Annotated in this window: 12 protein-coding genes; all 12 read left to right on the top strand. The window is 72.0% G+C overall.

What is annotated here, in order from left to right:
• The first annotated feature begins 48 nt into the window (after positions 1-48).
• The 12 genes from ACGIF2_RS05720 (at position 49) to ACGIF2_RS05665 (ending at position 14571) form a co-directional block, all read left to right on the top strand.
• Complete coding sequence (locus ACGIF2_RS05720; RefSeq protein WP_396044438.1) at positions 49-756, top strand: acetoacetate decarboxylase family protein; 708 nt, start codon at positions 49-51, stop codon at positions 754-756.
• Positions 753-1544 carry an SDR family NAD(P)-dependent oxidoreductase gene (locus tag ACGIF2_RS05715; protein ID WP_396044436.1) on the top strand — a complete coding sequence of 264 codons (792 nt, stop codon included), beginning with the start codon at positions 753-755 and terminating at the stop codon, positions 1542-1544. The genes ACGIF2_RS05720 and ACGIF2_RS05715 overlap by 4 nt, the downstream gene beginning before the upstream one ends.
• Before the next feature lie 440 nt (positions 1545-1984).
• Complete coding sequence (locus ACGIF2_RS05710; RefSeq protein WP_396044434.1) at positions 1985-3091, top strand: sugar ABC transporter substrate-binding protein; 1107 nt, start codon at positions 1985-1987, stop codon at positions 3089-3091.
• On the top strand, positions 3088-4635 hold the full coding sequence (locus ACGIF2_RS05705; protein WP_396044432.1) for a sugar ABC transporter ATP-binding protein: 1548 nt from the start codon (positions 3088-3090) through the stop codon (positions 4633-4635). The genes ACGIF2_RS05710 and ACGIF2_RS05705 overlap by 4 nt, the downstream gene beginning before the upstream one ends.
• Positions 4632-5639 carry an ABC transporter permease gene (locus ACGIF2_RS05700; RefSeq protein ID WP_396044430.1) on the top strand — a complete coding sequence of 336 codons (1008 nt, stop codon included), beginning with the start codon at positions 4632-4634 and terminating at the stop codon, positions 5637-5639. Before ACGIF2_RS05705 ends, ACGIF2_RS05700 begins: the two co-directional genes overlap by 4 nt.
• Complete coding sequence (locus ACGIF2_RS05695; RefSeq protein ID WP_396044428.1) at positions 5639-6886, top strand: LVIVD repeat-containing protein; 1248 nt, start codon at positions 5639-5641, stop codon at positions 6884-6886. Before ACGIF2_RS05700 ends, ACGIF2_RS05695 begins: the two co-directional genes overlap by 1 nt.
• Positions 6887-6890: 4 nt before the next feature.
• Positions 6891-8279 (top strand): FAD-binding oxidoreductase, encoded by a 1389-nt coding sequence (locus tag ACGIF2_RS05690; RefSeq protein WP_396044426.1) that lies wholly within the window; start codon positions 6891-6893, stop codon positions 8277-8279.
• A 170-nt stretch (positions 8280-8449) separates the two neighbouring features.
• Complete coding sequence (locus ACGIF2_RS05685; protein ID WP_396044424.1) at positions 8450-9010, top strand: HdeD family acid-resistance protein; 561 nt, start codon at positions 8450-8452, stop codon at positions 9008-9010.
• 206 nt (positions 9011-9216) lie between these two features.
• A complete protein-coding gene (locus ACGIF2_RS05680) occupies positions 9217-10842 on the top strand; it encodes an ABC transporter substrate-binding protein (RefSeq protein ID WP_396044422.1) in 1626 nt (541 codons plus the stop codon).
• Positions 10843-10941: 99 nt separating this feature from the next.
• On the top strand, positions 10942-11868 hold the full coding sequence (locus ACGIF2_RS05675; RefSeq protein WP_396044420.1) for an ABC transporter permease: 927 nt from the start codon (positions 10942-10944) through the stop codon (positions 11866-11868).
• Complete coding sequence (locus ACGIF2_RS05670) at positions 11861-12811, top strand: ABC transporter permease (RefSeq protein WP_396044418.1); 951 nt, start codon at positions 11861-11863, stop codon at positions 12809-12811. Before ACGIF2_RS05675 ends, ACGIF2_RS05670 begins: the two co-directional genes overlap by 8 nt.
• On the top strand, positions 12808-14571 hold the full coding sequence (locus ACGIF2_RS05665) for a dipeptide ABC transporter ATP-binding protein (protein ID WP_396044416.1): 1764 nt from the start codon (positions 12808-12810) through the stop codon (positions 14569-14571). The genes ACGIF2_RS05670 and ACGIF2_RS05665 overlap by 4 nt, the downstream gene beginning before the upstream one ends.
• The last annotated feature ends 3 nt before the right edge of the window (positions 14572-14574 follow it).

The raw sequence follows: 14574 nt of genomic DNA, 5'->3' as shown, positions 1-14574 counted from the left end.
GTGTCGCGGGCGCCGTCGCCCACACGGCCAGAGACGCAGGAGGACGTGGTGCACGACGTATCCGCGCGGTCCGCAGCCCCCGCCGGCTGGCACGAGTCGGCCGACGGGACGGTCTACCCGCCTGAGCCCTGGTATCTCGGAGGCAGCCTGCTGCTGGCGGTCTTCCGGGTGCCGGTGGGTGAGGTGCCGCTGCTCGACGAGGCCCTTCCGGCCGGTCACCGGCCGGTGGTGCTGGGCGGTGACACCGTCGTCGGGCTCGCTGTGGTCGGGTACGCGCCCGGCGGGGTGCTGGCCTACGACGAGCTGCTCACGGCGCTGCCGACCCGGTGCGGTGCGGCGCTGCGCGTGACGATCCCGCAGATCTGGGTCACGAGCCCGCAGTCGCGAGCCGGGGGGCGTGAGCTGTGGGGGATCCCCAAGGAGATCGCGCAGGTGCGACGTGAGGCGGCGTCGTCGGGGGCCGTGCGCACCGAGGTGCGCACGGTGGCCGGCGAGCCGGTCGTGCGGCTCACGTCACGCGTCGGAGGGCGTGTGCTGCCGGGCCGGGTCCCGGTGCCGCTGCCCACCGCGCAGCGGCTCGACGGGCGCACCGTGGTCTCGCACAACCGGGTCGTCGCCCGGGTGCACCGGCTCGCGGCACGCTGGGAGGTCGCGGCCGGCGGTCCGCTCGGACACCTCGCGGGCCGGGAGCCCGTGGCGCAGGTCGTGCTGACCGATGCCTCGGTCGTGTTCGGCGAGCGGGTGGTGCGCGCGTGAGCGACGTCGCGCCGGGGGTGCGCGTCGCGGTCGTGACCGGGGGCGCCCGGGGGATCGGGCGGGCCGTCGCGGCCGAGCTGGTGGCCCGCGGCTTCACCGTCGTGCTGGGCGACCTCGACCTCGAGGTGACGCGGACGACGGCCGCCGCGCTGGGCCCTGACGTGGTGGCGCGCAGGCTCGACGTGCGGGACACGGTGCTGCTCGCGCGCCTCGTGGACGAGGTCGAGGACGAGATCGGGCCCATCGAGGTGTGGGTCAACAACGCGGGCGTCATGCCGACGGGCCGGTTCACGGACCAGGACGCGGCGGCCGCGGACCTGGTGGTCGACGTCGACTACCGGGCCGTCGTGCACGCGACGCGCCTGGTGCTGCCGCGCATGCTCGCGCGGGGCCGGGGGGTCGTCGTGCAGGTCGCGAGCGCGACCGGGAGCAAGCCGATGGCCGGGCTCGCGGTGTACTCGGGCGCCAAGGCGGCCGTGGTCGGGTTCTCGGAGGCGCTGCGCCGCGAGCTGCGGGGCACGGGCGTGCAGGTCTCGGTCGTGCTGCCCTACCTCGCGGCGACCGCGATGGGCGCGGGGATCACCCCTCAGCGGGGGTTCCGCGCGGTGACGGCCGAGCAGGTGGGTCGTGGGGTCATGTGGGCGATCGAGCGCCGCCGGTTCGCGGTGTACGTGCCGCGTCGGCTGGGCGTGCTCGCGCGGGTGTTCGGGAGCCTGCCTCTCCGGGTGCGGGACGCGGTGGACGACGTGATCGCGAGCGACCGGATCGGGCTCGGCGCCGAGCGGTGACCCCCCGGAACGTGACGTACCGGGACGAAATCAGGTCATGTGTCCAGATGGTGAGCGAAAAGCGTTCACAAGTTGGAATCGCCCAGGTGGATGGCTAGTTTCGTCGACGTTCCACCAGGTGACCGCGGGAGACCAGCGGTCCGGACGAGGGCAGGCCGACATGTTCACGACGACCACCAGCGCGATCGCGCCGGGTCGAGTCGTGCGGTCCGGCGCCCGGCGGGTCACCCGATGTCGAATGTGCGCGTTCAGCGCCGAGTGCTGCTGACCCAGCCCGCTCACCCCTGAGCCCCGCGCACCGGAACCATCCGGTGCGCCCCAGGTGACCCGCCCCGCGCCGCCGGGCCGTCACCGCCCCCGATCCACAGCCGCCCCGCCCGTCCGCTCACCGCGGCCGCGGTCGGTCGGTCCACGCCACCCCGCCCGAGGAGCACCCCGCCATGTCGCTGTGGAAGAACATCGTCGCCGTCGCCGTCCCGTCGGCCCTGCTGCTGACGGGCTGCGCCTCCGAGCAGACCGCCGCAGGGACGTCCGCGACCGGCCCCACGTCCACCGCGACGGTCGGCGCCGACGTCGAGATCCCCGAAGCGCTCGCCGAGCCCCTCGACGTCGCCCTCGTCACCCGCATCACCACGGGCTCGTGGTACGAGACGTACGCCCGTGCCGTCACCGCCCAGGTCGACGCGTTCGGCGGGTCGCTGCAGGTGTACGACTCCAACAACGACCTGAGCCGGATGGCCTCGAACGTGGACACCGCCGTGAACTCCGGCGTCGACGTCCTGCTCGTCAACAACGGCACCGCCGAGGCGCTCGACGGCCCCGTGCAGGCCGCCCTCGACGCGGGGATCGTCGTGCTCACCTACGACAGCGACCTGACGCTCGACGGCATCACCGCGATCAACCAGGACGACGCCGCGCTCGCGGGCAACGGCCTCGACCAGATCGCCGCCGACCTCGGTGACGACGCGAACCTCGTGGTGCTCTCGGTCGCCGGCTACCCGCCGCTCGACCGCCGCGCGGCGGTGGTCGACTCGTTCCTCGCGGCCCACACCGGAACGACCGAGGTCGCGCGCATCGGCCAGGTCTCGGGCAACTCGGCGCTCGACACCCAGGCCCAGGTCGACGCGCTGCTCAAGCAGTACCCGCAGCCCGGGCAGATCGACGCGATCTGGTCGCACTGGAACGAGTTCACCCGTGGTGCGTTCGAGGCGCTCAAGCAGGCAGGTCGCACGGACGTCGCTGTGTACTCGGTCGACCTGACCGATCAGGAGCTGCCGTACTTCTGGGACGAGGGCGTCAACTTCGTCGCCGCGTCGGCCACCAACCCCGCCACGATCGGCCAGTCGCAGGTGCGCCTGGCCTACCAGAAGGTCGCCGGCGAGGACGTGGGCACGTCGGTCGAGGTCGAGCCCGCGCTCGTGCTCAAGAAGGACCTTCCCGCCGAACCCATCACGTTCGCCGAGCTCGCCGACGTCGTCCCGGCGTGGTCGAGCACGAGCGTCGAGTGGCCCGAGTGGGTCACGGCGCTGGAGCTCCGCTCCAAGTGACTCTCGCGCTCGAGGGCATCACCCACGACTACGGCAACGGTCCCGTGCTGCGGGACGTGTCGTTCACCGTCGCCCCCGGAGAGGTCCACGCGCTCCTGGGGATGAACGGCGCGGGCAAGAGCACCCTCGTCCACCTGGCCACCGGTGTGCACACGCCCACCGGTGGCCGGGTGCTGCTCGACGGCACCCCGGTGCGCTTCGACCATCCCGGCGACGCGGCGCGCGCCGGGGTGGTGCTGCTGGCCCAGGAGGTCGACCGGGCGCTCGTGCCGCAGCTCACGGTCCACGAGAACCTCACCGCGGGTCTCGACCGCGCCCGGGGCCTGCGGTCGTTCAGCCCGCGACGCAACCGGCAGCGGGCCCGCGAGCTGCTCGCGCACCACGGCGTCGACCTCGACGTCGACCGCACCGTCGCGTCGCTGTCGCTGTTCGAGAAGCAGGTCCTCTCGCTCGTGCGCGCCGTGGCGGGGGACGCCCGCTACCTGCTGCTCGACGAGCCCACCGCGTCGTTCGACGCCGCCGAGACCGAGCGGTTCTACCGGATCGTCGCGGGCCTCGTGGCGGACGGCATCGGGATCGTCTTCATCTCGCACCGGCTCGCCGAGGTCTTCGTGCTCGCCGATCGCGTCACGGTGCTGCGCGAGGGCGTCACGGTCCTCGCCGCGCCCACGACCGCGACGGGCTCTCGCCAGGTCGTCGAGGCCATGACGGGTGAGCTCGCGGTCGCCCGGCGTCGCAGCGAGCCGACGGCCCCGGAGGCAACGGCCACCGACGCGACCGGCGAGGCCGCGCCGCCCGACGCCCCCACGGGCGCCCCGGCGCTCCGGGTGCGGGAGCTGCCGCTCGGGCGCGGTCGCCGGCCGCTCGACCTGAGCGTCGGGCACGGCGAGGTCGTCGTGGTCTTCGGCCAGCTCGGCACCGGCAAGACGACCCTGGCTCGCACCCTGTTCGGGCTCGAGGGCCCCTACCGGGTCGAGCTCGACGGACGCCCGGTGCAGGTCGGTGGCCCGGCGCACGCGGCCCGGCTCGGGTTCGGGCTGGTGCCCGAGGAACGCCGCCACCACGGCCTGTGGCTCGACGAGGACGTGCGCACCCACCTGGCCCTCGGCTTCCGCGGGCTCGTGCGCCCGCGCCGGGAGGACGCGCACGCCCGGCGCCTGGTCGCCGAGTACGACATCCAGCCGACCACCCCGGACCAGCTCGTGCGCCGGCTGAGCGGCGGCAACCAGCAGAAGGTGTCGATCGCGAAGTGGTCGGGCGCCCGACGCCGTGTCCTGGTGCTCGACGAGCCCATGAAGGGTGTCGACGTCTCCGCGAAGGAGGCCATCTTCCAGGCGATCGAGCGCAGCGCCGCGGCCGGCACCGGGGTCGTGTACCTCACGGCCGAGCCCGACGACGCGCTGCGCATCGCCGACCGGGTCGTGGTGCTCGACCGCACCGGACCCGTCGCCGACCGCCCCGCCCACGGTCTCGAACCGCTGGACCTCATGCTCGCCGCCGAGCCCGCCCCCAGGCCCGCACCAGAGAAAGCCGAGATCTCGTGACCGCGCTCACGCTCACCCCCACGCTGCCCAGCCGGGCGGCGGTGCGCACGTTCCTGTCCCGCTATGCCGGGGTGCTCGTCATCCTGGCCGTCGTGGCGTTCTTCGCCGTGGTCAACGACAACTTCCTCACGTTCAAGAACATGACCGACATCCTGCGCTCGGTGTCGGTCAGCGCGTTCCTCGCGCTCGGCGTCACGTTCTCTCTCGTGGTCGACGGCTTCGACGTGTCGATCGGCTCGGTCGCGAGCCTCGCGACGATCGGGGCGGCCGCGGCGATGGTCTACCACCGCCAGGAGCTGTTCGTCGCGATCCTCGTGCCGCTGCTGCTCGGTGCGGTCGTGGGCCTGGTCAACGCGCTGCTCGTGGTCCGGCTGCGGCTGCCGGACCTGCTCGCGACGCTCGCGATGATGTTCATCGTCAACGGCATCCAGCTCACGTACACCAACGGGTACTCGATCTACCCGGGCGTCATGACGGCGAGCGGCCCGGCGACCGGCATCATCGTGCCGTCGTTCCTGTTCATCGGGCAGGGCGACGTGCTGGGGGTGCCGTTCGCCGTGCTCCTGCTGCTCGCGGTCGTGGTCGTCGCGCACCTGTTCCTCACCCGGACCACCGTCGGCCGGCACATGTTCATGGTGGGCGGCAACGCGGAGGCGGCCCGGCACCTGGGCCTGTCGGTCGGGCGGCTCAAGACCATCGCCTACGTCGTGAGCGGTCTGCTCGCGGCCGTCGGCGGCATCGTGCTCACGAGCCGCATCGGCTCAGGCCAGATCTCGGCCGGGGCACCCATGCTCATGGACGCGGTCGCGGCCGCCTACGTCGGGTACGCGATCTTCGGGCAGAAGCGGCCCAGCGTGATCGGCACGCTGCTGGGCGCGCTGCTCATCGGGATCCTGCTCAACGGGCTGACCATGATGAACGTGCCGTACTACGCCCAGGACATCGTCAAGGGCGGCGTGTTCGCGATCGCCCTCGCGTTCGCCTTCCTCCGCAAGGACAAGTGATGAGCACCCCCACGCAGCACCGCCCCGACTTCGCCCAGGGCTTCTCGTTCCTGGGGCACACCGACCAGGGCGGGCGGCCCGACGGCTGCCAGGTCATGGTCGACCGCGGGTTCGCGTACGTCGCGCACGCGTTCTCGGGCGGCTTCTCGGTGATCGACGTGCGCGACCCGCGCCAGCCGGTGCTCACGGGTTTCGTGCCCGCGCCCCCGGGCACGTGGAGCGTGCACCTGCAGACCGCGGACGACCTGCTGCTGGTCGTCAACGCCAAGGACCTGTTCCAGGACGCCGCGTTCACGCGCGAGGACGACTACTACGGCCGCTCGGTGGGTGACGCGGCGCTGCGTGCCGAGCGCGGCTACGCGGCCGGGCTGCGGGTCTTCGACATCGCGACACCCGGCTCCCCGCGGGAGATCGCGTTCCTGCCCGTCGAGGGCGTCGGGCTGCACCGGCTCTGGTACACGGGCGGGCGCTGGGCGTACGCGTCGGCGCTGCTCGACGGGTACAGCGACTACATCTTCGTGACGATCGACCTGGCCGACCCGACCCGGCCCGAGCTCGTGGGCCGCTGGGCGCTGCCCGGCATGCACCAGGCCGGCGGCGAGAGCCCCACGTGGGACGACACGCGGTGGCGGTACGGGCTGCACCACGCGATCGTGCACGGCGACACCGCGTACGCCTCGTGGCGCGACGGCGGCCTGACGCTGCTCGACGTCGCGGACCGTTCCGCGCCGCGGCTGATCTCGGCGCGGAACTGGTCGGACCCGTTCGGCGGCGGCACGCACACCGCGCTGCCGCTGCCCGGGCGCGACCTGCTCGTGGTGGCCGACGAGGGCATCGCTGACCACGCGGCCGACGGGGTCAAGCACACCTGGGTCTTCGACATCCGCAACCCCGCGAACCCGACGAGCATCTCGACGTTCCCGCAGCCCGCCGAGGACGACTTCGTGGCCAAGGGCGGCCACTTCGGCCCGCACAACCTGCACGAGAACCGACCCGGCAGCTTCCAGAGCGAGACACTGGTCTTCGCGACGTACCAGAACGCGGGGCTGCGGGCCTACGACCTGACCGACCCCTACCGGCCCGAGCTCGTCGCGGGCTGGGTGCCGCCGGCCCCCGCGCGGATGGTCGACACGCGTCCGGGTCGGCCGCAGGTCATCCAGTCGTTCGACGTGCTCGTCGACGCCGAGGGCGTCGCGTACATGACCGACTACAACGCGGGGCTCTACGTCCTGCAGTACGAGGGCTGAGGACATGACGACGACGGACCCGGCGGGCGTGCTCGCCGACCTGCGCGCGGTGCTGCCCGCCGCGGCGGTCGTCACCGCCTCCGACCGGGTCGACGCGCGGCTGACCGACGCGTCGGGGGTGCCCGCCGCGGGTCGACCGCTCGCGCTGCTGCGCCCCGTCGACACCGCGCAGGTCGCGGCCGCGCTCACGGTCGCGCACCGTCACCGCGTGCCCGTCGTGCCGCAGGGGGCGCTGACGGGGCTGGCCGGGGGAGCCAGTGCGGTCCCGGGCGCGCTGCTGCTCGACCTGTCGGGGATGGACGCGATCGTCCGCATCGACCCTGTCGACCAGGTCGCTGTGGTGCAGCCCGGCGTGGTGGTCGACGACCTCGCCCGGGCCGCCGCCGCGCAGGGCCTGTTCTACGCGCCCGACCCGGCGTCGTCGGACCGCGCCACGGTCGGCGGCACCATCGCGACCAACGCCGGTGGGATGCGGTGCGTCAAGTACGGCGTCACCCGCGACGTCGTGCGCTCGCTCGAGGTCGTGCTCGCGGACGGCACCGTGCTCAGGACGCGCCCGGCCACGGTCAAGGCCGTGGCGGGGTACGACCTGACCGGGCTCGTGGTCGGCTCCGAGGGGACCCTCGCGGTCGTCACGCAGGCCACGCTCGACCTGCTGCCCGCGCCGGGCCCGGTGCGCGGCACGAGCGCGACGTTCGCGTCGGTGGCCGACGCGCTCGCGGCCGCGAACGCGATCATGGCCGGCCCGCACCGCCCCAGCACGCTCGAGCTGCTCGACGGCGTGGTGCTCGCCGCGGTCGCGGCCCACGTCCCCGACGCCGGGCTGCCCACCGGTGCGCGGGCCTGGCTGCTGGCCCTGACCGACGCGCGCGCGGGCGCCGAGGACGACCTGGCGGCGTTCACCGCGGCCTGCGTGGCGCACGGCGCCCTCACGACGGCGACGGCCGACGACCCGAGCCGAGTCGAGGACCTGCTGACCGCGCGCCGCGCGTTCAACCCGGCCATGCGGGCGCTGCGTGGGGCGAGCCTCAACGAGGACGTCGCGGTGCCGCGCGCCCGCCTGGCCGACCTCATCTCCGGGCTGGCGGTCATCGCGGCACGCACGGGGCTCGTGATCGGCTCGGGCGGCCATGTGGGCGACGGGAACCTGCACCCCGTGATCGCCTACGACCCGTCCGACGCCCGGCAGGTCGAGGCCGCGGCCGACGCGCACCGGCAGGTGCTCGACCTCGCCGGTGAGCTCGGCGGGACGGTCACGGGGGAGCACGGCATCGGCACCGAGAAGCTGGGTGCGGTCGACGCGGAGCTCGGCCCGACCGTCCGTGGGCTGCAGCGGGCGCTCAAGGCGGTGTTCGACCCGCTCGGGATCCTCAACCCGGGCAAGAAGCTCTGACGGGTTCCTGTCCTACAGGGCTGTCGACCGCGACACGGGACGATTTGCCACCTTTCGTGGGTATTTCGCCGTGCCTGCCGCTACGTTCATGACGTCGGCCGGACGGCGACGGTCGAGCTCGCGCGCTGCCGCGCCGCCTTCGTGCCTCGACCAGAGATCGGACAAGTCACATGGCAACTCTCGTGCTCGAACGACGTCGCACCGGCTGGGACGTCGTCCTCGGCATCCTGCTCGTCCTGGGCGGGTTCGTCGTCCTCGGTGACGTCGTCCTCGCCACCGTCGTCTCCGTCCTCCTCATCGCGTGGACGAGCCTGCTCAGCGGGATCGTCATGCTCGTGGGTGCCCTGTTCCGGATCCGCTCCGGCGGCGCGTGGTCGGCCGCTCTCGGCGGCGCGGTCCTCACGGTGCTGGGGCTGTTCATGCTCCGCAACCCGATCATCGGGGCGGTCACGCTCACGATGCTCGCGGGCGCGCTCTTCCTGACGGGCGGACTCGCTCGGGTGGTCGCGGCGTTCCAGTCGCCGCAGCACAAGCTGATCCTGGCGGTCAGCGGGCTGGTGTCGATCGGCCTCGGCGTGTACGTGCTGATCAACCCCGTCGTCGCGACCCTGACGCTCCTGGGCGTGCTGCTCGGTGTGCAGATCGTGGTCGAGGGGCTCACTCTCGTCACGCTCGGCCGTCTGCGGGCGAGCGCCACGGCGCAGCAGGTCCCGCAGTCCGTGCCCGCCTGATCGCCCCGGTGCCGTCGCGAGCTCGCGTTGCCGGTCAGTTTCGGTTATGTAACATTCGCACGACTCTGCCACGAACCGGGGGAGTTCGTCCGTAGTCTCGCCCTCGTGCCGTGGGGTTCGCCCGCGGACCGCCCCCGACGCCGACCACGACGACGTGATCAGCGCCGTCGATGTGCTCGAGACTCTCATCCCCACCAGGAGGAACGATGAAGATCAGGCGTACGGCAGGCCTGGCCGCAGCGGTCGCTGTGGCGGCACTGGCGCTCAGTGCGTGCGGCGGGGGCAGCGGCGCAGAGGAGAGCACGGAACCCTCGGCTGACGGGGCGTCGACAGGGATCGTCCTGGAGTGGGGCGGGGAGCCGCAGAACCCGCTGGTCCCGACCAACACCAACGAGGTGCAGGGCGGCAAGATCCTCGACCTCGTGTTCTCGGGTCTCGTGTACTACGACGCCTCCGGTGAGGCGCACAACGAGGTCGCCGAGTCGATCGAGACGACCGACGCGCAGAACTACACGATCACGCTCAAGAAGGGCTGGACGTTCACGAACGGCGAGCCCGTCACGGCCAAGAGCTTCGTCGACGCCTGGAACTTCGGTGCCAAGCTCTCCAACGCGCAGCTCTCGAGCTACTTCTTCGAGCCCATCGAGGGCTTCTCGTACGACGAGGACACCGAGCTCACCGGCCTCAAGGTGGTCGACGACACGACGTTCACCGTCAAGCTCACGCAGCCCGAGTCGGACTTCCCGCTGCGCCTCGGCTACTCGGCGTTCTACCCGCTGCCCGAGGCGGCGTTCACCGACATGGCGGCCTTCGGCGAGAACCCGATCGGCAACGGTCCGTACCAGCTCGAGGCCGACGGCGCCTGGGAGCACAACGTGCAGATCGCGCTCGTGCCCAACAAGGACTACTCGGGCGACCGGGCCGCGCAGAACGGCGGCGTCACGATCAAGTTCTACGAGACGCTCGAGTCGGCCTACAACGACCTCCTGGCGGGACAGCTCGACATCCTCGACAACGTCCCGGACAGCGCGTACGGCACGTTCGAGAGCGAGCTAGGTGACCGCGCGGTGAACCAGCCGGCGGCCATCTTCCAGTCGTTCACCATCCCGCAGAACCTCGAGCACTTCTCGGGCGAGGAGGGCAACCTCCGGCGCCAGGCGATCTCGCTGGCGATCGACCGCGACCAGATCACGGAGACCATCTTCCAGGGCACGCGTACCCCCGCGAAGGACTTCACCTCCCCGGTCATCGCCGGCTGGTCCGACAAGATCAAGGGTTCGGACGTGCTGAAGTACGACCCCGAGAAGGCCAAGAAGCTCTGGGCCCAGGCCGACGCGATCTCGCCGTACACGGGCACGTTCACGATCGGCTACAACACCGACGGCGGCCACCAGGCGTGGGTCGACGCGGTCACGAACGGCCTGCGCAACACGCTCGGCATCAGCGCCGAGGGCAACCCGTACGCCACGTTCAAGGAGCTGCGCGGCGACGTGACCGCGCGCACCATCACCGGCGCGTTCCGTTCGGGCTGGCAGGCCGACTACCCGGGCCTGTTCAACTTCCTCGGCCCGCTCTACGGCACCGGGGCCGGATCGAACGACGGCGACTACTCGAGCGCCGAGGTCGACAAGCTGCTCGCCGAGGGCTCGGCCGCGTCGTCGGTCGACGAGGCGAACGCGGTCTACGACAAGGTCCAGGAGCTGCTCTTCCAGGACCTGCCGGCCGTACCGCTCTGGTACGCCAACGCGACGGGTGGCTCGGCGGACACGGTGAGCAACGTCGAGTTCGGCTGGAACAGCGTCCCGCTGCTCTACCAGGTCCACAAGGACTGACCTCCGCGGTGGAGGGTGGCGCCCGTCAGGGGCCACCCTCCGCCGCCTGGTACGTCCGCCGCGTGCGTCCGCGCACGCGCTCCACGAGAAGGAGGAGCGGTGGCCTGGTACATCGGCCGACGGCTCGCGCAGATGGTCCCCGTCTTCCTCGGGGCGACGCTGCTGATCTACGCGATGGTCTTCGCGCTCCCGGGTGACCCGGTGCTCGCGCTGGGGGGCCAGCACAACCTGAACCCTGCGGTGGCCGATCAGATCCGGGCGGCGTTCAACCTCGACAAGCCGTTCTTCGTCCAGTACCTGCTCTACCTCCAGGGCATCTTCACGTTCGACTTCGGCACCACGTTCTCGGGGCGACCGGTCCGTGAGGTGATCGGTGACGCGCTGCCCGTCACGTTCCAGCTCGCGATGCTCGCGCTGGCGTTCGAGGCTGTGCTCGGCATCGTCGTGGGCCTGGTCGCAGGGCTCCGCAAGGGGAAGCTGTTCGACGCGTCCGCGCTCGTCGTGAGCCTGCTGCTCATCTCGGTGCCCACGTTCGTGGTCGGCTTCGTGCTCCAGTTCGTGGTGGGGGTGAAGCTGGGCTGGCTGCCCCCCACCGTCGGGTCCGACGTGAGCCTGCGGACGCTGCTGATGCCGGCGATCGTGCTCGGCACCGTGTCGTTCGCCTACGTGGTGCGGCTGACCCGCACGTCGGTGGCCGAGAACCTCACGGCCGACTTCGTCCGCACCGCCACCGCCAAGGGGCTGCCGCGGCACCGGGTCGTCACTGTGCACGTGCTGCGCAACTCGCTCATCCCGGTGGTGACGTTCCTCGGCACCGACCTCGGTGCGCTGATGGGCGGTGCGATCGTCACCGAGGGGATCTTCAACATCAACGGCGTGGGCGGGACGCTCTTCCGGGCGATCCAGCAGGGCCAGGCGACCACCGTCGTGTCGCTGACCACCGTGCTCGTCGTGATCTACATCGTCGCCAACCTGTGCGTCGACCTGCTCTACGCCGCGCTCGACCCGAGGATCCGTTATGCCTGACGCCCGCGTCCGCCCGTACCAGGAGCACGTCGTCGCGACGTTCGACGCGGCGGGGCTCGACGCGGTCGACCAGGTCGACGAGTCGGTCGCACCCACCAGCGTGTGGACCGACGCCTGGCGCAACCTGCGGCGACGGGTGCTGTTCTGGGTGGCCGCGGGCCTCATCGTGCTGGTGGTCACGGCCGCCGTCGCGCCGGGGTTGTTCACCTCGCTCGACCCGCGGTTCTGCGAGCTCGGGAACAGCCTGCGCGGCCCGACCGACGGTCACCCGTTCGGCTTCGACCGGCAGGGCTGCGACATCTTCGCCCGGACCGTCTACGGTGCGCGCGCCTCGGTCGCGGTCGGGGTGCTCACCACGCTGATGGTCGTGGTCGTGGGCGGGATCGTGGGGGCCGTGGCCGGCTTCTACGGCCGGTGGTTCGACGCGCTCCTGTCACGGGTCACGGACATCTTCTTCGCCGTCCCGTTCGTGCTCGCCGCGATCGTCGTGATGCAGATGTTCAAGGACAACCGCAGCGTGCTGACGGTGGTGCTCGTCCTGGGGCTGTTCGGCTGGCCGCAGCTCGCCCGCGTGACGCGCGGGGCGGTGATGGCCGTCAAGCACGCGGACTTCATCTCGGCTGCCAAGGCGCTCGGGGCCACGCGCGCCGGGACGCTCGTGCGGCACGTGGTCCCGAACGCCTCGGCCCCCGTCATCGTCACCGCGACGGTCGCGCTGGGCACGTACATCGTCGCCGAGGCCACGCTGTCGTTCCTGGGGATCGGGCTGCCGCCCCAGATCACGTCGTGGGGCGCTGACATCGCCAAGGCCCAGGCCTCGCTGCGCACGCGGCCCGAGGTGCTGTTCTACCCCGCCGGGGCCCTCGCCCTGACGGTGCTGAGCTTCATCATGATGGGCGACGTCGTGCGCGACGCCCTCGACCCGAAGGCGCGCAAGAGATGAGCCTGGTCACCGCCGCGACGACCGCGGACACCCGGACCCCTGTCGACACCCCGCTGCTGGAGATCCGCGACCTCGAGGTGTCGTTCTCGACCGCGAACGGTCCGGTGCGCGCCCTGCGGGGCGTCGACCTGACGGTGTACGCGGGCCAGACCGTCGCGATCGTGGGCGAGTCCGGATCGGGCAAGTCCACCACCGCGCACGCCGTGATCGACCTGCTGCCGGGCACGGGGAGGGTCACCGGCGGGTCGATCCTGTTCGAGGGTCGTGACATCTCGCAGGCGGGACGCCGGGAGATCGTGGCGCTGCGCGGCTCGGAGATCGGGTTCGTGCCGCAGGACCCGATGTCCAACCTGAACCCGGTGTGGAAGGTCGGCTTCCAGGTCAAGGAGACGCTGGTCGCCAACGGCGTCGCGACCGGCGCCGCCGCGACCGCCCGCGTGCACGAGCTGCTCGCCGAGGCCGGGCTGCGCGACGTGCCGCGGCGGGCCAAGCAGTACCCGCACGAGTTCTCGGGCGGGATGCTGCAGCGCGCCCTCATCGCGATCGGGCTCGCAGCACGCCCCAAGCTCCTCATCGCGGACGAGCCGACGTCCGCGCTCGACGTCACGGTGCAGCGCACGATCCTCGACCACCTCGAGGGGCTCACGCGTGAGCTCGGCACCGCGGTGCTGCTCGTCACGCACGACCTGGGCCTCGCTGCCGAGCGGGCCGAGCACCTCGTGGTGATGTACCAGGGCAGGGTCGTCGAGTCCGGCCCCGCGCGCGAGATCCTCGGCGCTCCCCGGCACCCGTACACCCAGCGTCTCGTCGCGTCGGCGCCCTCGCTCGCGTCGCGGCGCATCCAGAGCGCCAAGGAGCGGGGCGTCGAGGCCACCGAGCTGCTCGCGCCGACCGGCGGCGACCAGGCCGAGATCGACCGCCGCGACGACCTCGTGGTGGTCGACCACCTCACCAAGGTCTTCCGGCTGCCCGGCGGACGGCCGGGCCGCACCCAGGAGTTCACGGCCGTCGACGACGTGTCGTTCACGCTGCGGCGCGGCACCACCACGGCGCTCGTGGGGGAGTCCGGCTCGGGGAAGTCCACGGTCGCGAACATCGTGCTCAACCTGCTCGACCCGACCAGCGGGAAGATCCTCTTCGAGGGGACCGACCTGAGCACGCTCGACCGGGCCCAGCTCTTCGACTTCCGGCGTCGCGTGCAGCCCATCTTCCAGAACCCGTACGGCTCGCTCGACCCGATGTACTCGATCTTCCGCACCATCGAGGAACCGCTCCGCGTCCACCGGGTGGGGGGCCGCCGCTCGCGCGAGGCCCGGGTGCGCGAGCTCCTCGACCTCGTCGCGCTGCCCCAGTCGACGCTGCGCCGGTTCCCCAACGAGCTGTCGGGCGGCCAGCGCCAGCGCATCGCGATCGCGCGGGCCCTCGCGCTCGAACCTGACGTCGTGGTGTGCGACGAGGCGGTGTCCGCCCTCGACGTGCTGGTGCAGGCGCAGATCCTCACGCTGCTCAACGACCTGCAGTCCGAGCTGGACCTGACCTACCTGTTCATCACGCACGACCTGGCGGTGGTGCGCCAGATCGCCGACGAGGTCTGCGTGATGCAGGACGGACGGATCGTCGAGGCGGCCATGACCGACGAGGTCTTCGACCACCCGCGCGAGCAGTACACGCGCGACCTGCTGGCCGCGATCCCTGGGTCCCGGCTCGAGACCCCCGCGCCGGGGGACCCCGACGCAGCCCAGGTGGCCGACGTCGTGTAGCAG

The sequence above is a fragment of the Cellulomonas sp. P22 genome (genome assembly GCF_044392165.1).
The sequence above is the reverse complement of the archived record's forward strand: the minus strand, read 5'-3'. Positions and strand labels throughout refer to the sequence as shown.